At 72.3% G+C, this 19,875-nt stretch carries 19 protein-coding genes; 10 read left to right on the forward strand and 9 right to left on the reverse strand.

The features are described from left to right. Window positions 1-8 precede the first annotated feature (8 nt). Window positions 9-431, forward strand: a complete 423-nt coding sequence (locus tag ACH4D3_RS12390; protein WP_398320236.1) for a MarR family winged helix-turn-helix transcriptional regulator — start codon at window positions 9-11, stop codon at window positions 429-431. A 19-nt stretch (window positions 432-450) separates the two neighbouring features. On the opposite strand, the gene ACH4D3_RS12395 is transcribed toward ACH4D3_RS12390, so the two are convergent. Next, window positions 451-1,434 carry a LysR family transcriptional regulator gene (locus ACH4D3_RS12395; RefSeq protein WP_398320239.1) on the reverse strand — a complete coding sequence of 328 codons (984 nt, stop codon included), beginning with the start codon at window positions 1,432-1,434 and terminating at the stop codon, window positions 451-453. 94 nt (window positions 1,435-1,528) lie between these two features. On the opposite strand from ACH4D3_RS12395, the gene ACH4D3_RS12400 reads away from it, so the two are divergent. Continuing rightward, window positions 1,529-2,758: a nuclear transport factor 2 family protein gene (locus ACH4D3_RS12400; RefSeq protein ID WP_398320242.1), complete on the forward strand. Its 1,230-nt coding sequence runs from the start codon at window positions 1,529-1,531 to the stop codon at window positions 2,756-2,758. Between the two features lie 205 nt (window positions 2,759-2,963). Here ACH4D3_RS12400 and ACH4D3_RS12405 read toward each other — a convergent pair whose 3' ends face one another. Next, window positions 2,964-5,192, reverse strand: a complete 2,229-nt coding sequence (locus tag ACH4D3_RS12405) for a 2Fe-2S iron-sulfur cluster-binding protein (RefSeq protein WP_398320245.1) — start codon at window positions 5,190-5,192, stop codon at window positions 2,964-2,966. A gap of 11 nt (window positions 5,193-5,203) precedes the next feature. Continuing rightward, a complete protein-coding gene (locus ACH4D3_RS12410) occupies window positions 5,204-5,968 on the reverse strand; it encodes a siderophore-interacting protein (protein ID WP_398320248.1) in 765 nt (254 codons plus the stop codon). A 147-nt stretch (window positions 5,969-6,115) separates the two neighbouring features. Between ACH4D3_RS12410 and ACH4D3_RS12415 the strand changes: the two genes are divergently transcribed. Then, window positions 6,116-6,736, forward strand: a complete 621-nt coding sequence (locus tag ACH4D3_RS12415; RefSeq protein WP_398320251.1) for a TetR/AcrR family transcriptional regulator — start codon at window positions 6,116-6,118, stop codon at window positions 6,734-6,736. On the opposite strand, the gene ACH4D3_RS12420 is transcribed toward ACH4D3_RS12415, so the two are convergent. Together ACH4D3_RS12420 and ACH4D3_RS12425 are read right to left on the reverse strand one after the other, a co-directional pair. Further along, window positions 6,708-7,400, reverse strand: coding sequence for a response regulator (locus tag ACH4D3_RS12420; RefSeq protein ID WP_398321103.1), 693 nt, complete (start codon window positions 7,398-7,400; stop codon window positions 6,708-6,710). The genes ACH4D3_RS12415 and ACH4D3_RS12420 overlap by 29 nt on opposite strands. 81 nt (window positions 7,401-7,481) lie before the next feature. Then, entirely contained in the window at window positions 7,482-8,675 is a 1,194-nt protein-coding gene (locus tag ACH4D3_RS12425) for a sensor histidine kinase (RefSeq protein WP_398320254.1), read from the reverse strand. 187 nt (window positions 8,676-8,862) lie between these two features. On the opposite strand from ACH4D3_RS12425, the gene ACH4D3_RS12430 reads away from it, so the two are divergent. Beyond that, a complete protein-coding gene (locus ACH4D3_RS12430; RefSeq protein WP_398320257.1) occupies window positions 8,863-10,335 on the forward strand; it encodes an alpha/beta hydrolase in 1,473 nt (490 codons plus the stop codon). Between the two features lie 155 nt (window positions 10,336-10,490). On the opposite strand, the gene ACH4D3_RS12435 is transcribed toward ACH4D3_RS12430, so the two are convergent. Next, window positions 10,491-11,213 carry a VOC family protein gene (locus tag ACH4D3_RS12435; RefSeq protein ID WP_398320260.1) on the reverse strand — a complete coding sequence of 241 codons (723 nt, stop codon included), beginning with the start codon at window positions 11,211-11,213 and terminating at the stop codon, window positions 10,491-10,493. A gap of 287 nt (window positions 11,214-11,500) precedes the next feature. On the opposite strand from ACH4D3_RS12435, the gene ACH4D3_RS12440 reads away from it, so the two are divergent. The 3 genes from ACH4D3_RS12440 to ACH4D3_RS12450 are packed head-to-tail and all read left to right on the forward strand — an operon-like array spanning window position 11,501 to window position 13,891. Further along, entirely contained in the window at window positions 11,501-12,358 is an 858-nt protein-coding gene (locus ACH4D3_RS12440; RefSeq protein ID WP_398320263.1) for an aldo/keto reductase, read from the forward strand. A gap of 44 nt (window positions 12,359-12,402) precedes the next feature. Beyond that, window positions 12,403-13,335 carry an aldo/keto reductase family oxidoreductase gene (locus ACH4D3_RS12445; RefSeq protein ID WP_398320266.1) on the forward strand — a complete coding sequence of 311 codons (933 nt, stop codon included), beginning with the start codon at window positions 12,403-12,405 and terminating at the stop codon, window positions 13,333-13,335. A gap of 46 nt (window positions 13,336-13,381) precedes the next feature. Then, entirely contained in the window at window positions 13,382-13,891 is a 510-nt protein-coding gene (locus ACH4D3_RS12450) for a 2'-5' RNA ligase family protein (protein ID WP_398320269.1), read from the forward strand. Window positions 13,892-13,939: 48 nt separating this feature from the next. Here ACH4D3_RS12450 and ACH4D3_RS12455 read toward each other — a convergent pair whose 3' ends face one another. Further along, complete coding sequence (locus tag ACH4D3_RS12455; RefSeq protein WP_398320272.1) at window positions 13,940-14,374, reverse strand: VOC family protein; 435 nt, start codon at window positions 14,372-14,374, stop codon at window positions 13,940-13,942. Between the two features lie 173 nt (window positions 14,375-14,547). On the opposite strand from ACH4D3_RS12455, the gene ACH4D3_RS12460 reads away from it, so the two are divergent. Together ACH4D3_RS12460 and ACH4D3_RS12465 are read left to right on the forward strand one after the other, a co-directional pair. Continuing rightward, window positions 14,548-16,305, forward strand: a complete 1,758-nt coding sequence (locus tag ACH4D3_RS12460) for a lysyl oxidase family protein (protein ID WP_398320275.1) — start codon at window positions 14,548-14,550, stop codon at window positions 16,303-16,305. A gap of 53 nt (window positions 16,306-16,358) precedes the next feature. Beyond that, window positions 16,359-16,535 (forward strand): hypothetical protein, encoded by a 177-nt coding sequence (locus ACH4D3_RS12465; RefSeq protein ID WP_398320278.1) that lies wholly within the window; start codon window positions 16,359-16,361, stop codon window positions 16,533-16,535. Between the two features lie 12 nt (window positions 16,536-16,547). Here ACH4D3_RS12465 and ACH4D3_RS12470 read toward each other — a convergent pair whose 3' ends face one another. Together ACH4D3_RS12470 and ACH4D3_RS12475 are read right to left on the reverse strand one after the other, a co-directional pair. Continuing rightward, entirely contained in the window at window positions 16,548-17,669 is a 1,122-nt protein-coding gene (locus tag ACH4D3_RS12470) for an FAD-dependent oxidoreductase (protein WP_398320281.1), read from the reverse strand. A gap of 162 nt (window positions 17,670-17,831) precedes the next feature. Further along, window positions 17,832-18,815, reverse strand: coding sequence for an alpha/beta fold hydrolase (locus tag ACH4D3_RS12475; RefSeq protein WP_398320284.1), 984 nt, complete (start codon window positions 18,813-18,815; stop codon window positions 17,832-17,834). 241 nt (window positions 18,816-19,056) lie between these two features. On the opposite strand from ACH4D3_RS12475, the gene ACH4D3_RS12480 reads away from it, so the two are divergent. Further along, a complete protein-coding gene (locus tag ACH4D3_RS12480) occupies window positions 19,057-19,662 on the forward strand; it encodes a dihydrofolate reductase family protein (protein WP_398320287.1) in 606 nt (201 codons plus the stop codon). Window positions 19,663-19,875: the final 213 nt, after the last annotated feature.

The raw sequence follows: 19,875 nt of genomic DNA on the forward strand, positions 1-19,875 counted from the left end.
AATGCCCCATGCCCACCCCGGAAGCCGCCGCCATCGCCGCCGAACTGCGCACCGCGATGAGCAAGCTCACCCGACGCGTCAAGCACGAGGACCGCATCCCGTTGGGTCAGGTCGCCGTGCTCGGCGCACTCGACCGCGACGGTGCCATGACCACCAGCGAACTCGCCGCCGACCAGCGCGTACGCCCCCAGTCGATGGCGCGGGCGGTGGGCCTTCTCATGGAACAGAACCTGGTCACCCGACGGGCGCACCCCACGGACGGCCGCAAGTCGCTGGTCGAGCTGTCGGACGCGGGCCGCACCGCGCTGGACGCGGAGCGCGGCCGCAGGGTGGGCTGGCTCGCGCAGGCCATCGAGGACGAACTCACGGACAGGGAGCGGGCGTTGCTGGCGGAGAGCGCCGCCCTGCTCGACCGGCTGGCCACTCGCTGACACCGTCGCGGTGACCGGGTCACCGCCCTCGTACTCTCAGCGCCTGTTGCGCCTCTGCGCTCTCCCTGGCGGCGACCGCCTCTCGGGCCGCCGCCGGTGACGTGTCCGTCGGGCCCCCGGCGGCGGCGAACGCAGTGGTCAGCTCGTCGTGAAGAGCGGCCGCACAAGGGTGGGGCTCGCGATGCGGGGTGATCGTGTAGACGCCGCGAGTCGGAGCGTCGACGAGGCCCACCGTGACGACGTCGGCCCGCAGCGCACGCCTCAGCACCCCCGGCACCAGCGCGATGGCGTGACCGGTGGCGACCAGGGCCAGCTTGCCGGGCAGATCGGCCGCACCGAGGTCGATGCGGACACCGACTCCGGCGCGGGCGGCGTGCCGGCGCAGGAGCGCCGCCGATCCGTCGTTGTCCTCGGCCCAGGTCTCGTCGGCCAGCGTCCGGATGTGCACCGGGCCGGTCCCGGCCCGCGGATGGCCGACGGGCAGGACGACGACCATGCGGTCCAGCCCCAGGAACCGTTGTTCGACCTGTGGCGCATGGGGCAGGCCGGGTGGTGCGTCGGTGACGACAGCCAGGTCGATGTCGCCGCCGATCACCCGCCGGTGCAGCTCCCCGCTCAGGCCCGGCACCAGGCTCCACCGGATGGGTCCGGCCCTGTCCAGCAGACCGCGGACGGCTTCCGGAACGATCCCGGAAGCCAGGGAGGGGACGGCGCCGACGGCCAACGGCCGACCGGATCCCCCGTCGCGGACGTCCCGTGCGGCGCGGACGGCGCGGTCGGCCTCGCCGAGCGTGGTCAGGGCGTGCCGGCGGAACACTTCGCCGGCCTGCGTGGGACGCACGCCCCGCGCATGGCGCTCGACCAGCGGCACGCCCAACTGCCGCTCCAGTCCCGCGATCTGGCGGGAGACCGCCGACTGGGTGTGGTTCAGCTCGTCGGCGGCCGCCGACAGCGACCCGAGACGGCACACGGTCACGAAGGTCCGCCACACGGTGAGATCCATCGCGCCAGTATCCACGCAGACATGCGGGCAACGCAGAGGAGGCCTGCGAAACCTGCGCTTGTCGCAGCCCCCCGAGTGCACCACTGTGGCGGTCATGACCGCACCACACGCGCCATGCACCATCGCCGTTCTCGGCCTGGGACGTATGGGAGAAGCGATCGCCGCCCGGCTCACCGCCCAGGGCCGGGACGTCGTCGGCTGGACCCGCTCCGGCCGCGCCTCGGGCACCGTCGAGGTGGCCCCCGATCCGGGCACCGCCGTGGCGAAGGCGGACCTGGTGCTCCTGTCGCTGTTCGACGGACCCGCCTGTCTCCAGGTCCTCGGCGACATCCGGGACTCGCTGCGCCCGGACACCGTCGTGCTGAACACCAGCACCGTCGCCCCCGCCGAGGCGGCGGAGTTCGCGCGGCACCTCGGCCGGTCCTACGTCCACGCGCCGGTGATCGGCTCCGTTCCGGCGGTGGCCGGTGGAACGCTCCGGATCCTCGCCGCCGCCGAGCAGGGCACACTCGAAGGCGTCCGGCCGGTGCTGGAATCGCTGGGTACCGTGCGACGCGTCGACGACGCCGCCACCGCCGCGGCGCTCAAGCTCGTCGCCAACAGCAGCCTTGCCGGTGCCCTTCTGGCGCTGCGCGACTCACTGGGGCAAGGGGACGCGCTCGGCCTGCCGCGCACTCAGGTGCTGGACGTCCTCGAACTCGGCCAGCTCGGCGGGCTCGTCGCCCGCAAGCGTCCCTTCCTCACCGGTGAGCGGGCCCCGCACACGGCAGATTTCACCATCGGCGCGCTGGCCAAGGACATGGCGCTGCTCGCCGATGCCTCGACCTCGCCCATGCGGAGCGCGGACGCCCTGGCAGGTCCCGTGGCCGACCCCGCGGCCGACGTGGCCGTCGCCGCCGTGCCCACGGTGGAGGGCGATGTGGCGGGCGCCGTACTCGATCCGCTCCGCGCCTACATCCGCGGACACGCCACCGGCGACCCCGGCCACTTCCGTGACGCGTTCCTGCCCACCGCCCACATCGAGGGCGTCCGGGACGGCGCCTTCGTCTCCTGGGGCCTGGACGAGTACTGCGCCCTCTTCCGGGGCCGGCCGGCAGCGGACGAGGCGACCCGGACCCGCCGTATCGACGCCGTCGAGGTCCATGGCACCGTCGCGACCGCCACCATGACACTGCGCCACGGTGCGGACCGGTTCACGGACGTCTTCCTGCTGGTGCGTGCCGCAGACGGCTGGCGCATCGCGAACAAGGCCTACCACCGGCACGTCGGCCGGTCCTCGGGGTCACCGATGAGTTTTCCCGCCCGCCTCCGTCCCACCTGGTGACCGAAGGCCGACGAGTACTTCGGCACCCGCGGCCTGGTGAAGGTTGGGCGCCCAGCGCTTCCTGGCACATCGGCTGACGCCCCTCGACCGGCCGTTCACCGCGGTGCCCGGGCAACAAGGCGGCCGTGCCCGCCGGTATCCCCGGCGACCACTTGGCCGCCGGCCTCTCCGGCCGACCGGCGGCGGGGGCCGGACGGCCGGGGTCTCAGGCGTCCCCGCCGTGCCGTTCCGGCCGTCCGATTCCATCGGGGACGGCCGGGTCCGAGATGTCGAGCGCCACCGCCGACACCGGGCAGCCGACGCACGTCAGCACCCAACCCCCGGCCTTCTGCTCCGGAGTGAGACAGGTGTGTTCGGGCTGCGTGACCTCGCCGTCGCGCACGCGCGCCATGCAGTCGCCGCAGTTGCCGACGGTGCACGAGTACGGCATGGGCAGACCCGCGGCGAGCCCGGCGTCGAGCAGTGTCTGGCCGGGTTCGACCACGGTCGCGCCGAGGAGGTTCCCGTCCGTCTCGACGCTCAACTCCTGGGGCGCCTCGGCGGTGAGAGCGGTGGTGGCGGCGCCGGTGAAGCGCTCCCGGTGCGTGCGTTCGTCCGGCACTCCGAGACGTCGCAGGACGTCCTGGACGGTGTCCATCAGGGCTTCGGGACCGCAGACGAAGTGACGGGTGCCCTCGGACGGGGGCAGCCCGGTCACCCACCGGTGGATGCCGTCGGCGTCGAGTCGGCCGTCGCGGGTGGTGAGGACGTGCGTGACCGACAGCCGGTCCGGACAGTCCTTCTCCATACGGGTCAACTCGGCGCCGAAGATGATGTCTTCGGGGCGACGGCTGCTGTAGAGGAGGTCGATCCGGCCGGCCGGTGCGGGATCGGACAGACGGGTCCTGATCATGCTCATCATGGGCGTGATGCCGCTGCCGGCCGCGACGAGCACCAGATGCTCTGGCGTCCTTGCCCGGGCATGGAAGGTGCCCGAGGGGCCGCGTACCGCGAGTCGGTCCCCGGGGCGCAGGCGGCGGTGGGCGTGCGGGGAGAAGAGACCGCCCTCCACCAGTTTGACGGTGAGTTCCAGCCGGGTCGTGCCCGGGACCGAAGAGGCCGAGTAGGCACGCCGCACCGGGCTGCCACCCACATCCGTGACCAGGGTGAAGAACTGGCCGGGCCGAAAGTCGAACGGCTCGGCCGCTCCGTCCGCGTCCTCGAGCACCAGGGTCCGGACGGAGGGCGTCTCCTCGCGTATCTCGTGTACGCGCACGGGCCGCAGGGGACTCCCCACCGCCTCGCCCCCGGGTGCGTCGCCGCGAGCGGCGGCCACGGGGACGCGCACGCCGTCGTAGCCCTCCTTGCGCAGGCCGGACACGTACGCGCGGTCAATGACGTTCCGCATCAGCCGGCTCACCCCCGGGACCGCGGTGATCAGCCTGATCAGCCGTGCCGACGCTCGTCCGGACTCCGCCGCGTCGGCGGCCAGGTGGGCACTGCCCAGGGCCATCATGTCGGGGGCCCGACCGCGGGCGGCCCGTCCGTCAACGGCCCCTCCGTCGGGCGTCCACAGCCGCGCACCGGCCACCGCGTCGTTCCCGTGCACCTCGGCGTACTCCACGTCGATGAGGAGGGCGAGATGCGGTGGGACGCCGCGCAGCGCCATCGTCCGCAGCAGCGCGGCGTCGTCGGTGATCGCGGCGCGCCCGTGGACGTGCAGCACACCGCTGCGGCCGGGGACGAGTGCGGCCAGGGAGAGCCGGTCGTCCCGCAGCAGATTGCGCAGGGTGTCCGCGCGTCTGTTGCCCTTGCGGTCGGCCAGCACCAGGGTGCGGCCGTCCAGGATGCGGGCCACCGGCCGCCGCTCCCCGCGCGGGCTGGTGTCGCTGCCGCCGTCCGCGTCCCACGTGGAGAGGGCCAGGAAGGGGGACGCGGCAAGGAAGTCGCCCACACCGGGGCCGGACAAGGGTCCCTCGTCCGGTGCCGACTCGGCCGACCGGCACGGAGCGGGCGGCTCCCACAGCCCGGCGCGGATGACGGCCTGCGCGCAGTGCACGTAGGCCTCGGTGACGTCCACGGCGGTCTCGCCCCTGAGGGCGGACGCGGTGCCGTTGACGCGCAGCACCTCGCCCACACCGGGCAGCAGGAAGAAGAGCGAGACCGGGCCCGGTACGACGCCCGGCGCGGGGGCGGTGAAGGAGAAGCGCCGCGGGGAGTGCACGCGCGCGAACCCGGGCCTGCCGCCGACGAAGGTGGTCCGGGCGGTGCCGTCGCCGTCCCGGTGGCCGAAGGCGGCGACCGGACTGTGGGCCAGGACGGCGCGACAGCCCGCGTCGAGGCTGCCGATCTGCTTGCGCATGATCATCGCGGCCGGGCGGCCGACGACCGCTTCGACCTGGTCCAGGGAGGTGAGCCGGTGCAGCGAGCCCGGCCGGAATGTGTGCTGGTGCATGACAGTCCTGTTCAGCCGGGGGTCGACCGGCCCAGTCGCCAGTACCCGTAGAAGGAGACGTCCCGCTTGGGTACGCCACGGTCGTCGACCAGGTGCCGCCGGACGCCGGTGGCCAGCCGGGACTCGCCCGCCACCCACGCGTAGAGGGGGCCTTCGGGCAGTTCGGCCTTCCGGACCGCCGCCAGCGCGAGGGTGCCGGGCCGGATGCTCGCGTCGTCGCGGCTGAGCCAGTGGAGGCGCACCCCGGCCGGGGTCGGGACGGGCCGGACGTCGGCCGCCGTCGCCACTTCCGCGAAGACCTCGGTGGGCGGCGGGTCCGGATCGTCCTCCAGGATCGACAGGATGGCCGGCAGTGCGGTCTCGTCGCCCACCAGCAGCCGCCCCCGGGCGTGTCCAGGCAGCCGGTACATGGTCCCCAGGTCGAAGATCCCGGCCGGGTCGCCCGGCCGGACCCGGCGCACCCACGACGACAGGGGCGAGTCGCCGTGCAGGGCGAACTCGATGTCGATCTCCTGCTCGGCGGGCCGCAGACGCCGGACGGTCAGGTTGCGCACCCACGGGCGGGCCGCTTTGGCCATGAGCATGACCTGCACCATCCACGCCTCGTTCGAGGCGGTCGGCATCCTCAGCCCGCTCTGCCCTTCTCTGGTGAAGAAGAGCCGGACGGCCTGGTCGGCGCCGCCTGGGACGAGGTCGCGCACGCCGGGTCCGCCCAGGGTGACGCGGGCGAAGCCGGGAGTGAGGGGCTCGCACCGCCGCACCTCCAAAGTGATCATCCTGCGCTCCCGCGGGACGCTCACCGGGGGGATCACGTCCGTACCCCTGGATAATTCTCCGTCTTGTTTTCGCAGCTCATGCCACTATTCTGAGCAAAAGCTCAACTCTTTGGCTACTCGCTTTTCGCCGCCCGGAAGGATCAACGGATGCCGTCCTCCGACCGCCGACTCACCCCACGTCGCAAGCCTCGACAGGTGCGGGCCGAACTCACCCGGGAGCGCGTCCTGACGGCCGCAGCTCAGGTTTTCGGCGAGTACGGCTACGCCGCCGGCACGACCAACCGGATCGCCGAACGCGCCCGCATGTCCATCGGCTCGCTGTACCAGTACTTCCCGAACAAGGACGCGATCCTCGCCGAGCTGCTGGTCCGGCACATCGACCGCGGCGCCTGGACGGGCACGGAGGAACTGGACACGACCCCCGGCAGCCTGTCGGAGACCGTGCGCGCCCTGGTCCGCGACGCGATCGACCACCACCGCGACGACCCGCAGCTCCTGCGGATGATGATCGAGGAAGCGCCGGTCTCCGACGAACTGCTCGAAGCGATCGACCGGCACGGCAAGGCGCGGGTGGGGCAGGTGCGCGAGGTGTTCGCCCGCCACCCGGACGTCCGGGTGGGGGATCTCGACATGGCCGCCGAACTCGTCGTGGGAACGGTGGAGATGAACACCCACAAGCTCATGGCAGGCCCGCAGCCCGTCCAGGTCGAGAGACTGGAGACGGAGCTGGTCGCCATGATCACCCGATATCTGACGGGCGACCGGTAGCTCGCCGACAGGTCGAATCCCCCGCGTCGCGGACCAGGAGCGCGATCTGGACCCGGTTCTCGACCCCCAGCTTGGCGAACAGACTGCCGGTGTGCGCCTTGACCGTCGCGACGGTGATGCGCAGCCGCTCGGCGATCTCCGCGTTGCCCAGCCCGTCCGCGACGGCCCGGGCGGTCTCCCGCTCCCGCTCCGTCAGCACGGACAGCCGTTCGCGCGCGGCCTCGCGGGTGCGGTCACGGCTGTGCGAGGAGTCCGGGCCCGTGGCCGCGGCGATCACTCGTGCCGTCGCCGCCGGGGACAGCACCGGATGGCCGTCCGCGACGGTCCGCACCGCGTCGAGGATGCGCGGGGGAGGGGTGTCCTTGAGGACGAAGCCGAGCGCCCCGGCACGCAGCGCCCCGAGCACGAGGTCGTCGGAGTCGAAGGTGGTCAGCATCAGCACCCGCGGCGGCGCGGGCCGGGCGAGCAGCGCCCGGGTCGTGTCCAGACCGTCCCGGCCCGGCATGCGTACGTCCATCAGCACCACGTCGGGCCGCTGTTCGTCCACCACGGCGAGGGCGGCGTTCCCGTCGGCCGCCTCCGCCACGACGGTCAGGTCCGGTTCGCCGTCGATGACCAGCCGCAGGGCCATGCGCACCAGTTGCTCGTCGTCGACGATGACGATCCGTACGGGAACGGGAACGGGAACGGGACCGGGACCGGGACCGGGTTCGGAAGCGGAAGCGGGGTCGTGTCGGCCGTCCACTCATGCGCCCCTTTCATGGCGGTGGGCGGGGCCGTCCGGCCAGGGCAGCCGTGCGGTGAGGGCGTACCCGCCGTCGGGCGTGGGGCGGTGGCCGAGTTCGCCGCCCGCGACGGCGATGCGTTCGCCGAGGCCCAGCAGGCCGAAGCCGGAGGCCGGCGGCCGGGCGGGGCGCAGGGGAGCCGGTCCGTTGCGGACGCCGATGTCGAGCGTGCCGCCCGCGGCGCCGTCGAGGGTGACCCGCACGACCGCGCCCGGGGCGTGCTTGGCGGCGTTGGTCAGCGCTTCCTGGACGATCCGATAGCAGGTCCGTCCGACGCCGTCGGGCGGAGCCGCCGTCACGGTGCTGGTGAGACTGACGTCGAGCCCCGAGGCGCGGGTGTCGGCCACCAGCTCGGGAACGCGGTCGAGGGAGGGCTGCGGGGGTTCCGGGCGGCCGGGGTCCGAGCGGAGCACGCCGAGGACCTCCCGCAGTTCCTCCAGCGCCTGGTGGGCCCCGTCGGCGATACCGCGGACCAGGACGCGGTTCTCGTCGGCCGAGAGGTCACCGCGGTGGTCGAGAACCCCGGCCTGCATGGCCACCAGCGAGATGCGGTGGGCGAGGACGTCGTGCATCTCGCGGGCGATCCGGTTGCGTTCCTGGGCTCGCACCTGCGCCGCCCGCGCGCTCTGCTCCCGTTCCGCGCTCTCCGCCCGCTCGCGCAGGGACCGTACTTCGGCCCGCCGGGCCCCGACCGCCATGCCCGCGGCCACGGCGATCCCCGCGGTCAGCGCCGGTACCACGACCTGGACCCACCACATCGAGTCGGTCGCACCCTGCACCGCGTAGACCTCGCCGGCGAGCCGTGACGCGGTCACGTAGGCCACGACGACGATCCCGATCTCCGCCGGACGGCGGCGGGTGGCGACCGAGCACAGCGCCAACAGCGCGGCGCCCGTGGCGAACGCCGACACGGACGAGGCGACCGTGACGGTCACGGCGACCGCGACGGGCCACCGCCGCCGCCACCGGAGCACCGTCAGGCAGCCCAGGGCCACCAGCGGATCGCCGACGAGGACCCAGGAGTCCGGCTCGCCGGACCGGGTCCGCACCAGCGCGAGGGTCGAGAGCCAGACCGGCAGGCTCACGACCGCGGCCACCGTCAGCCGCCATGCGTGCTGCCACGCCCCGAGCCGCGGCACATCGTCCGTGTTCACCACGCCATTGTCGCCACACCGTGCGGCCGGTGGATCAGACCGGGGACCGATGCGCCTTGGACCCAGGTCCAACCGGCACCTCTCCCAGGGTCGGAGACGGAGCCGGTCCGCCGGGTCGATGTACCGGTCGCCGCCGCCCAACAGACTCGATCCCGTGCCGGACAAGCCCCCCACAGGAGGACACCCCATGCGCAGAAGCCTGTCACTCGCCCTCACCGCCACCGCGTTGGCGGTGACCGCGCTGCCCGCTTCGACAGCCCCGCCGGCGGCCGCGACGACCACGCCGGCGCCGGGCGCCCTGCGGTGGGGTCCGTGCCCCGAGGGCGCCGCCGCACCCCGTCTGCAGTGCTCGACTCTCCGCGTCCCGCTGGACTACCGCGATCCGGACGGCCGTCGAATAGAGATCGCCGTCTCCCGGCTGGCGAGCGAGAAGCCGGCGCGGCGGCGTGGCGTCCTGTTGACCAATCCGGGCGGCCCGGGCGGATCGGGCCTCCTCTACCCGGCCGTGCTGGCCGCCTCGGGGCTGCCGCAGGAGGTGCTCGACTCCTACGACATCATCGGCTTCGACCCACGCGGTGTCGGCCGCAGTACGCCGGTGACCTGCGACCTGACACAGGAGCAGCAGTGGCGGGGCAACTTCCCGCCGTACGCGCACACCGCGGCCGACGTCACGCGGGAGGCGGCGAACGCGCGGAAGATCGCCGAACAGTGCGACACCTCGCGGACGGCGTGGATGCTGCCGCACACCACCACCGCCAACACGGCACGCGACATGGACCGCCTCCGGACGGCCCTGGGCGAGCCGAAGGTGTCGTACCTCGGCGCCTCCTACGGCAGTTACCTCGGCGCGGTCTACGCGACGCTGTTCCCGCGGCGCGGTGACCGGATCGTGCTCGACAGCAACATGGGTCCCGGCGGCTACGACGTCACCGCCATGCGGCTGTTCGCCCGAGGGCTGGAGGACCGCTTCCCCGACTTCGCCGCGTTCGCCGTCGCCCACCCCGAGTACGGCCTGGGTTCGACGCGGGAGGAGGTCACCGACAAGTACTTCGAGCTCGCGGAGCGGCTGGATGCGAAGCCGTACCAGGGCGTGGACGGGACCGCGTTCCGCGGATACACCTTCGACAGCCTCTACGCCGATGCCTCCATGCCCCGGCTCGCGGAGTTCTGGCAGGCCGTCGACACGGGCGGGTCACTGGCGCTGCCGGAGCCGCCCGCGGGCCTGGAGAACCTGATGGCCGCGCGTTTCGCCGTGGTGTGCGGTGACTCGCGCTGGCCGCAGACAATCCGGGAGTACCAGCGCAACGTCGCCGTGGACCGGCTCAGGTACCCCATGCTGGGCGGCTCCACGGCGAGCATCAACCCCTGTGCGTTCTGGCCGCGGGAACGGACCGAACCGCCGGTGCGCATCACCGGCAGGGGGCCGTCGAACGTGCTGATGCTGCAGAACGAACGCGACCCGGGCACGCCCCTGGCCGGGGCCAGGGAACTACGGCGCGCCTTCGGCGGGCGGGCCACGATGGTGACCGCCGACCAGGGCGGCCACGGTGTCTATCCGTACGGTCGCAACACCTGCGCCAACGATGCGGCGACCAGGTTCCTCACCACCGGGGAACACCCCGCGCGGGACCTCGCCTGCGCGGCGCAACCGGGCGAGTGAACCACCGCGCCCCGGGGCCAGGGCGTTCGCCGCGTTCCTGCGCCGCGACCACCCGGTCGCGCAGCCGTCCACGGCTCTGCGCGTACTCGCGGACGGGCGGCGGCGGGCGACTGTGCGAAGCCGCCCGCGCTGTATGGGGCTGGACACACGGTCCTTCAGCCGACGTGGGTCACCGTGAACTCGTTGCCGTCCGGGTCGAGCAGGAACGCCCGGCCGCGGGCCCCCGCACCGGCCGCGGAGCGGGTCGCGCCGAGCGAGAGCAGGCGGGCGGTCTCCGCCTCGAAGTCGGCGTCGGCGGGCAGCGCGAGCTCGAGGTGGAGCCGGTTGGTGCCGGACTTCGGCGCCACCGGGGGACCGCCCCAGGTGATCTTCGTGCCGCCGGCCGGGGACTGGATCGCCGTCTCCTGGTCCTGGTCCCAGACCAGCGGCCACCGCAGCGCCTCACTCCAGAAGTAGCCGACCTCCTGTGTGCCGTCGCAGGCCAGCGCTCCGACGGCGCCGGTGCCGGCGAGGAAGTCGTTGCCCGCCTCGATGACGCAGAACTCGTTCCCGTCCGGGTCGGCGAGCACCACGTGCCCCTCTTCCGGCAGCTGGCCCACGTCGATGTGTTCGCCGCCCAGTCGCAGCGCCCTGGCCACCGTCGCCCGCTGCTCCTCGGGGGACGCACTCGTGAGGTCGAAGTGCGCCCGGTTCTGTCCGGTCTTCGGTTCCGGGCTCGGCAGGAACCGGATGCGGTACCCGGCGCCGTCGGGGGGCAGGACCGCGAGGTCGTCGTCCGCCCCGGCGGACAGCTCCCAGCCCAGGACCCCGGACCAGAATCGCGCCAGGTCCGAGGGCACGGAGGTGTTGAAGCAGATCGCGTACAGCTGACTGGTCATACGCCGTGCAACCTCGATCCATGACGTGGTTCGCCGGTCCCGTGGCCGAAGTCCGGGAGCGGCCGAAGCCCAGGGTTGGCCGCAGCCTAGAGGCGGCCGCTCCGGCCCCGCACCCGAGTTTCCGGCCCGGCAGCGGGAGAGGGTGCGACGTGCCCCTCACTCACATCGCGTACTTCTGAATCCAAGAAACCACAGCTGTTGGATTTCTGGATCAGCGCTTCCTAGAGTGAGCGCGGGGGACTCGCGCGGCACCCGCGCTCACGAGAGCGTCCAGGACGAGGAGAGCCATGCAGCAGCGCACCATCGGCGACCGGTCCGTCTCCGCGATCGGCCTCGGCGGGATGCCGATGTCGATCGAAGGGCGCCCGGACCCGGAGCGGTCGATCGCCACCGTCCACGCCGCGCTCGACGCCGGCGTCACCCTCATCGACACGGCCGACTCCTACCACCGCGACGCCAACGAGGTGGGCCACAACGAGGAACTCGTCGCCCGCGCGCTGCGCGAGTACGGTGCGGACGCCGCCGACGTCCTCGTTGCCACCAAGGGCGGCCACCTGCGTCCCGGTGACGGCACATGGACGCGCAACGGGGACCCCGAGTACCTCAAGCGTGCGGCCAAGGAGTCCGCCCGTCGGCTCGGCGTCGACGCGATCGGCCTCTACCAGTTCCACCGCCCCGACCCCGCCGTCCCGTACGCCGACTCGGTCGGTGCCCTCCGTGAACTGCTCGACGAGGGCGTCATCCTGATGGCCGGGATCTCGAACGCCGACATCGCGCAGATCGACGAGGCCCGTGAAGTCCTCGGCGGCCGGCTCGTGTCGGTGCAGAACCAGTTCTCGCCCGCCTTCCGCTCCAGCCGGTCCGAACTCGAACACTGCGCCGGACTCGGTATCGCGTTCCTGCCCTGGAGCCCGCTCGGCGGTATCGCCAACGCCAAGGACCTGGCGGCGCGGCACGGCGCGTTCCAGCAGGTCGCCGACGAGATCGGCACCAGTGTCCACCAGGTCGCACTCGCCTGGCAGCTCGCACTCGCGCCGGTGGTGATCCCGATCCCCGGCGCCTCGCGCCCCGCGAGCATCCGCGACTCCGCCGCCGCGGCCGACCTCGAACTCACCACCGACCAGGTCGCGCTCCTGTCTGCCTGACCCCTCTCCCGATCCCCCCCCCCGAGCCCCAGCGAAAGAGCGGTATGAAGACCTTCACCCTGCCCGGCACCGACATGGTCGTGCCCAACGTCGTCCTCGGCCTGATGCGCATCCAGGACATGAACGACGACGAAGTACGCACGCTCGTGCACACGGCACGCGACGCCGGCATCACCTTCCTCGACCACGCGGACGTGTACGGCACGGGCAGTCACGGCTGCGAGCGCCGTTTCGCGCAGGCCCTGAAACTCAGCCCTTCGGAGCGCGAGCAGTTCGTCATCCAGACCAAGGCCGGCATCGTCAAGGACGGCCCGTACTTCGACTTCTCCTACGAGCACATCGTGGAGTCGGTGAACGGCTCGCTCGAGGCACTGGGCACGGAGTACCTCGACATCCTGCTGCTGCACCGCCCCGACGCGCTGGTCGAACCGGAGGAAGTGGCCCGCGCCTTCGACGAGTTGTCCGCATCGGGCAAGGTGCGTGCCTTCGGCGTCTCCAACCAGACGCCGCGCCAGCTCGACCTGCTGCGCGCATACGTGACGCAACCGATCGTCGCGAACCAGCTCCAGCTCTCGGTCACCCACGCGCCGATGATCGCCCAGGGCATCGCCGCCAACATGCAGGGCCTCGACCAGTCGGTCGTGCGCGACGACGGAATCGTCGACTACTGCCGCCTGCACGACATCACCGTCCAGGCCTGGTCGCCCTTCCAGGCCGGGTTCTTCGACGGTCCGTTCCTCGGCTCACCCCGCTACCCCGAGCTGAACGCCGTGATCGACCGGCTGAGCGAGAAGTACGGCGTGCCGGCCGAGGCGATCGCGGTCGCCTGGATCACCCGCCACCCCGCCCGGATGCAGGTCGTGCTCGGCACCACCACGCCGGAGCGTGTCGCGGCGGCCGCGCTCGGCTCGGACCTCCCGCTCACCCGGCCCGAGTGGTACGAACTGTTCCGCGCCGCCGGCTACACGGTGCCGTAACCGACGGCGCGGCCACGGAGGAGGACGAGACGCGGGGAGGAACGAGGTGGCCCGGACGGGAACGACGGCGGTGCTGGCGCTGTTGCCGGACGCCGAGCCGTTGCTGGGGGCGGCCGCCGCGGTGGACGGGTCGGCGGTGCGGCCGGGCCTGCCCGCACACGCCGCCCTGCTCTATCCCTGGTTGCCCGCCGACGAGGTGGGAGAGCCGGAGCTGCGGCGGCTGCGGGCCGCCCTGCCGGTCGGGCCGGTCCCCCTCAGGCTGGCCACGGTCGAACGAACCGGCGGGTTCGTCGGTGTCCCGGTGCCCGGACTGAGTCAGGTGGCCGATGCCGTTCGTACGGCGTTCCCGGCGCAGGTGCCCTACGGCGGCCGGTTCGGCCCGCGCCCCCAGGTGCACGTCACCGTGGCCCTGGACGCGGCACCGCAGGCCGCCGCCGACATCGCCCGCCGTACCGCCGCCGCCCTGCCGATCACCACGTCGGTCACCACCTTGCACGTGGTCACCCTCGCCACGGCGGGGTGGCAGGGCCTCGCGGAACTGCCACTCGGTCACTAGCGCGACAAGCGGCAAGCGGCGACGGCGCCATCGGCCTGCGGGCCTGCTTCAGTCGAGACAGAACTCGTTGCCCTCGACATCCCGCATCACGATGCACGACTCGTTCTCCTCGTCGGCCGGCAGGAGCCGCTCGCGCACCGCGCCGAGCGCGACCAGCCGCGTGCACTCGGCCTCGAGCGTGGCGAGACGCTCCGCGCCCACCAGGCCGGTTCCCACCCGCACGTCGAGGTGCACCCGGTTCTTGACCACCTTGCCTTCGGGAACGCGCTGGAAGAACAGCCGCGGACCCGCACCAGAGGGGTCACCGCACGCGAACCAGGCGTCCCGGTCCTCGGGAGGCAGGGAGGCGTTGTAGTCGTCCCACGTACCGAATCCCTCCGGCGGCGACGGTGCGACGTACCCCAGCACCTCGCACCAGAAGCGGGCGACGCGCTCGGGTTCGGCGCAGTCGAAGGTGACCTGTACCTGCCTGATCGATGACATCCGCGCACCCTAGCAGGGCCCTTCGAAAGCGCCGCGATCCGGCCAACCTCCGACCGTTTCCCACCTTTTGGACAACCGGGCATCCGACCGCTCCCTCTCACAGCGCGGGCACAGCAAGTGCCCGCCTGCTTCCTTCCCACCGCACCCCCCAGCACCTGAAGGACGAGGGATCGATGACCAGAACGCGCACCACCCGGCTGCGGCGTCCACTGCTCACAGGCACCACGGTGGTCGCCGCGATGGCCGTGACCGCCGGACTCGTGGCCGCCACCGCGGAGCCGGCGAAAGCGGCGACGGGGCCCAAGCTGAGCCTCGTCGCCGCGACCACCTCACTCACGCTCACCTCCTGGAAGGAGGACCCGGGCGTCTACCTCGACCTCGGTACCTACCTCACCGCCGAGGGCAGGCCGCTGGAGCTGAAGGTGACCCGGAAGTCCTACAAGGACCCGGTGACCATCACCCAGACCGTGTACGAGGGCGGCAAGGCCAAGGCCAGGACGCTGCCCAAGGGCACGGTGAAGGACTTCTCCGGACTGCCCGGCTTCGCGGAGATCACGATCACCGACAAGGCGGGCAGGAAGGTCCTGAACCGGACCGAGGACTTCTGCCCGAACAACGCCAGCGGCCGGGTCCGCCCCGACGCACCCGCCACCTCCAAGTATCCGGAGAGCTGCCCCACCAACCCCTTCACCCTCGGTTCGGTGTGGGGCGTCGAGCAGGGCTGGGCGGCCAACACCTACGCGGGTTCCTACACCGAGCCGGTCGCACTGGCGGCCGGGACCTACACCGCCAAGGTCGGAGTCGCCAAGAAGTACCGCGACCTCTTCGGCATCGCGAACAAGCCGGCCACCGTCAAGGTGACGGTGGTGGAACGGAGTTACGAGGACGACCAGGGTGCCGCCGGGGCGGCCGCGTCCCGGTCCGCGACGGCGGGCGAGCACGCCGGTCACGGGGCCACCCACCGGGCTCCCGCCGCGCACGCGGGCCACGGGCCGGGGCACGCGCCGACACCCGCGCAGGCCGCCGCGCCGGTCACGAGCGGTGCGGGTGCCTCGTACAACCTGGGCCACGGGCCGCTCAGGGCCGCGCCGCCCGCCCTGCCGTGGGCGCTGAAGAAGCAGCAGGCCTCGCGTTCCATGCCGGTCGGCGACAAGGGAGGCCAGACCGACGGCTCGCGCAGGGCCCCGGCGCTCCAGCCGCTGGCGCAGCGACCCGCGGGCAAGGCCTCCGTGCCGGACGTCCCCAAGCCCGACCTGCGCTCGCTGCCGGCCTACGGCATCGTCGTCAGCGACGGGGAGGAGGACGTCCCCGGCAAGGACTACCTGGCCTTCAGCGCCAACGTGTGGAACGCCGGTCCGGCCCAGTTGGTGGTGGACGGCTTCCGGTCGCCCGGCAAGGCCAAGATGGACGCCTACCAGTACTTCTACGACGCCAAGGGCAAGCAGGTCGGCTACGCCCCGACCGGCACCATGGAGTGGGATCCGCGCCCGGGGCACGTGCACTGGCACTTCACCGACTTCGCCAGCTACCGGCTGCTGAAGGCGGACAAGAAGGAGGCCGTGCGCAGCGGCAAGGAGGCCTTCTGCCTGGCCAACACCGACGCGATCGACTACACGGTGAAGAACGCCAACTGGCACCCGTTCAACACCGATCTGGCCACCGCCTGCGGTGAGGAGAACTCCATCTCCGTCCGCGAGGTGCTCGACGTCGGCTCCGGCGACACCTACTCCCAGGACCTGCCGGGCCAGTCCTTCGACATCACGGACGTGCCCAACGGCACGTACTACATCCAGGTACTGGCCAACCCCGAGAAGCGGCTCAAGGAGACCGACCTCGGCAACAACAGCGCGCTGCGGAAGATCGTGCTCGGCGGCAAGCCGGACGCCCGGACCGTGACCGTACCGGCACACGACCTGGTCAACGCGAACTGACCCGACCCCGGGGCCGTCGGTGCCCCGGGCCGAAGAGCCGACGGCCGCCACCCGTGGCGGCCGTCGGACGAGATCCGCCGGACGAGCGGCTGGGCCCCGACACGACGTGCGCCCTCACTCCCACGGACGTAAGGTCGCCAACCATCGACCACGACATGGACGCCCTGCGCGGCCTGCGCGACGTGGACTACGGCCAGCACAGCGCGCTCCCCGTCTACGGCGGCAAGTGACCTCCCGGCGACTCACACGCCGTTCCCGGTGACCAGGTCGATCAGGCCCTGGGCCGTGTTGTCGGGGGAGTCCATGCCGACCATGTCGTCGCTCGCCGCCTCGGCGCTGCGGGGGAACATGGCCCGCTCGTACTCGGCCAGCGCCGCCTCGACGTCGCCCGGGTGTGCGGCGAGGGCCGTACCCAGTTCCGCCCCGTCGAGCATCGCGAGGTTGGCGCCCTCCCCGTTGGGCGCGGTGAGGTGGGCCGCATCGCCCAGCAGGGTCACCTCCGGCACCCGCTCCCACCGGTGTCCGGTCGGCAGGGCGTGCAGGGCGCGCAGGACCGGCGCGACATCGCTGTCGGTGATCAGCGCGGTCAGCTCCGGCGCCCAGCCGTCGAATTCCCGGGCGATGCGTGCGGTTGCCGCGGCGCCGTCGGTGAAGTCGATCCCGGTGAACCAGTCCAGCGGCCGGGACAGCCCCACGTAGGCGTGCAGGGTGTCGTCCTTCTCCCGGTGGGCGAAGATCTCCCGGCCCGGTGCGGGAGCGATCAGCATCCCGCCACCGACCGTCTTCGCGGCCACCGGGTGGCGGGTGCCGGCGTCGAACAGGTAGGTCTCGACCACCGACTTGCCGACGTACTCGGGTGTGGCGGAGGACAGCAGCGGCCGGACACGTGACCACGCGCCGTCCGCCCCGACCAGCAGGCTGGTGACGACCGTGCCACCGTCGGCGAACGTCACCTCGTGGCGGCCGCCGCCGAGCGAACGGGCACCGCTGACCTTGTGACCCCACCGCACGGTGCCGGCCGGGAGCGAGTCGAGCAGAATCTGCCGCAGGTCGCCGCGCTGCACCTCCGGGCGTCCACCGGTCCCGTCGTCGGCCTGGTCGAGCCGCACGGTGCCGTCCTGGTCGAGCACCCGCAGCGCCTGGCGGCCCTCCAGAACAATGGCCCGGAACTCGTCCGTCAGCCCGGCCGCCTCGACCGCGAGCTGCCCGTTGTAGTCGTGGATGTCCAGCAGTCCGCCCTGGGCACGCGCCGAAGGGGACGAGTCGGCCTCGTAGACGGTGACCGGGATCGCGTGGACGTGCAGGACGCGGGCCAGGGTGAGTCCGCCGAGCCCGGCGCCGATGATCGTGACAGGGGTGTGCATGCTGGCTCCTTCGGGATCGGGCCGTCCGGTTCCTCTCCGTCCGGCCACCTCCCGAAAGGTGTCAGCTGCCGCCGACGAGCCACCGACATCCGACCGACAGCCACCGGCATCACTCCTACGCGGTGCCGACATGACACCGACACCGCAGGTCGGACGAAGGGCTCAGGCGCGACGGGCGCGGATCACGGCGGCCGTACCCGCCGCGACGGCGAGCACCGCCGCGCCGCCGAGGAACGCGGTCCGTCCGCTCGTGCCGGTGCTGGCGAGGCTGGGCCGCGCGTCGCCCGCGGCCCGCAGGATCAGTTCGGTGACGTCCCGCGGGTTGGTCTCCATGACGGCATGCGGCGCGTCGACCTCGACGGTGGTGGCGTCGGCCCGCTTCGCCATGAAACGCAGGTTGTCGGTGCCGATGGTGCGGTCGTCGGTGGGGACGAGGTACCAGGACGGGATGGTCTTCCACGCGACGGCCCGCGTCGGTTCGTTGCCGGAGGCGGCGGTCGCGGGCCGCTGGGTGGCGGCCAGCACCTTCGCGCGGCTCGCGTCGAGCCGGTCGCTCAGGAAGACGTCGCTGAACTTCTCCGGCTTGAGGTACAGGTCCACGTTGGTGGCGTCGCCGCCGAGCGGTACGGCGTTCAGCGCGGTGGGGACGGGCGCGTTCGGGTCGTCCGTCACGCGGCTGCCGGGGAACTTGGCCGCGAGCTGGAAGGCGGACTCACCCTTGTCGGGCGCGAACCCGGCGATGTAGACGAGGGACTTGACGTTGGGGTTGCCAGCGGCGGCGTTGGTGATGACGGCTCCGCCGTAGGAGTGCCCGACGAGCACGATGGGGCCCTCGATGGCCTTGAGCCGCGCGGCGAGGTAGTCGGCGTCGCCGGAGAGGCTGCGCAGCGGATTCGCGGTGGCCACCACCGGATAGCCCTGGGCCTGCAGGTGCTCCACGATGCGGTCCCAGCCGGAGGCGTCCGCCCAGTATCCGTGCACCAGTACGACGGTCGGCTTGTCGCCTCCGGACGTCGCGCCGGGGGGTGTGGCACCGCCTCCGCCCTCGGACGCCAGACAGGGACCCGCGGCCATCAGGGCGGCCGTGGGGAGGAGGACGGCCAGGGGTAGCGCCCGCCGAGTGGCGGCGCGTCGTATGTGCTCCATGACCCTGCTTTCTCTGAGGGGAGGGACTGCTGACCACACTGCGTTCGGGTGAGGGACGCGGCACCACGGATATGGCCGAAGGAGTGAAGATCGGTCACGGAGCGTGACGGAGTGCCGCGCGCACCGGCTACGGCGACCTGTATCCCGTGACCCTGTGGGGCCGGCTCGTGGCCCGCCCGGAGGCCGCACCGATGAGTTCGCGGCGGTCGTGCGGTCTACCCGTCGACGAAGGGAGCGCACCATGCGCGAGATCATCGTTTGCACGTTCCTGACCCTGGACGGCGTCATGCAGGCGCCGGGCGCCCCGGACGAGGACGCCGAGAGCGGCTTCGAGCACGGCGGCTGGCAGAAGCCGGTGGACGACGACGAGGTCGGCACGGCCATCGCCGGTTGGTACGAGGACTCCGACGCCATGCTCCTCGGCCGCAAGACCTACGACATCTTCGCCTCGTACTGGCCGACCGCCGACCCCGACAACCCGTTCACCCCTCGGATGAACGGCATGCACAAGTACGTGGCGTCCCGGACCCTGACGTCCCTCGAATGGCAGAACTCGACCCTGCTGGAGGGCGACACCGTCGACGCAGTGCGCAGGCTGAAGGCGTCCGACGGCGGGAACGTCAACGTCGTCGGCAGCGGCGACCTCGCCCAGACCCTCATGCGGCACGGCCTCGTCGACGAGTACCGGCTGACCATCCACCCGGTGATCATCGGGACCGGCAAGCGGCTGTTCGCCGACGGAGCGATTCCCACCGCGCTGGAGCCGGTCAGCGTCTCGACGACGAAGGGCGGCACCGTCGTCGGCGTCTACCGGCCCAGCGGTGCGCCCGGCTACGACAGCTACTAGGACGCCGGAAAAACCGAGGTGCCCCGACGGGCCGGGGTCCGGTACCGTGCGGCTCATGTCGAGTCCCGAGTCAGACAGGGTGGGGGCTTTCGGTCACCCCGGCAGCCCCCTGAATCACTGAGTTCGCAGCCCTGCGCCGTCGTGCCGCTTCGCCGGTCGGACGAGCGCGCGCACGGGGGCCGGCCGTGGTGACGAGATGACCCTTCTCGTGCT

It is taken from the genome of Streptomyces sp. NPDC018026, from assembly GCF_044327745.1.
Taxonomy (GTDB): Bacteria; Actinomycetota; Actinomycetes; order Streptomycetales; family Streptomycetaceae; genus Streptomyces; species Streptomyces rubrogriseus.

What these genes read in the sequence shown, in the direction of transcription:
- ACH4D3_RS12390 (WP_398320236.1), top strand. Translation starts at nt 9, where the DNA reads ATGCCCACCCCGGAAGCCGCCGCCATCGCCGCCGAACTGCGCACCGCG.
- ACH4D3_RS12395 (WP_398320239.1), bottom strand. Translation starts at nt 1,434, where the DNA reads ATGGATCTCACCGTGTGGCGGACCTTCGTGACCGTGTGCCGTCTCGGG.
- ACH4D3_RS12400 (WP_398320242.1), top strand. Translation starts at nt 1,529, where the DNA reads ATGACCGCACCACACGCGCCATGCACCATCGCCGTTCTCGGCCTGGGA.
- ACH4D3_RS12405 (WP_398320245.1), bottom strand. Translation starts at nt 5,192, where the DNA reads ATGCACCAGCACACATTCCGGCCGGGCTCGCTGCACCGGCTCACCTCC.
- ACH4D3_RS12410 (WP_398320248.1), bottom strand. Translation starts at nt 5,968, where the DNA reads ATGATCACTTTGGAGGTGCGGCGGTGCGAGCCCCTCACTCCCGGCTTC.
- ACH4D3_RS12415 (WP_398320251.1), top strand. Translation starts at nt 6,116, where the DNA reads ATGCCGTCCTCCGACCGCCGACTCACCCCACGTCGCAAGCCTCGACAG.
- ACH4D3_RS12430 (WP_398320257.1), top strand. Translation starts at nt 8,863, where the DNA reads ATGCGCAGAAGCCTGTCACTCGCCCTCACCGCCACCGCGTTGGCGGTG.
- ACH4D3_RS12435 (WP_398320260.1), bottom strand. Translation starts at nt 11,213, where the DNA reads ATGACCAGTCAGCTGTACGCGATCTGCTTCAACACCTCCGTGCCCTCG.
- ACH4D3_RS12440 (WP_398320263.1), top strand. Translation starts at nt 11,501, where the DNA reads ATGCAGCAGCGCACCATCGGCGACCGGTCCGTCTCCGCGATCGGCCTC.
- ACH4D3_RS12445 (WP_398320266.1), top strand. Translation starts at nt 12,403, where the DNA reads ATGAAGACCTTCACCCTGCCCGGCACCGACATGGTCGTGCCCAACGTC.
- ACH4D3_RS12455 (WP_398320272.1), bottom strand. Translation starts at nt 14,374, where the DNA reads ATGTCATCGATCAGGCAGGTACAGGTCACCTTCGACTGCGCCGAACCC.
- ACH4D3_RS12460 (WP_398320275.1), top strand. Translation starts at nt 14,548, where the DNA reads ATGACCAGAACGCGCACCACCCGGCTGCGGCGTCCACTGCTCACAGGC.
- ACH4D3_RS12470 (WP_398320281.1), bottom strand. Translation starts at nt 17,669, where the DNA reads ATGCACACCCCTGTCACGATCATCGGCGCCGGGCTCGGCGGACTCACC.
- ACH4D3_RS12475 (WP_398320284.1), bottom strand. Translation starts at nt 18,815, where the DNA reads ATGGAGCACATACGACGCGCCGCCACTCGGCGGGCGCTACCCCTGGCC.
- ACH4D3_RS12480 (WP_398320287.1), top strand. Translation starts at nt 19,057, where the DNA reads ATGCGCGAGATCATCGTTTGCACGTTCCTGACCCTGGACGGCGTCATG.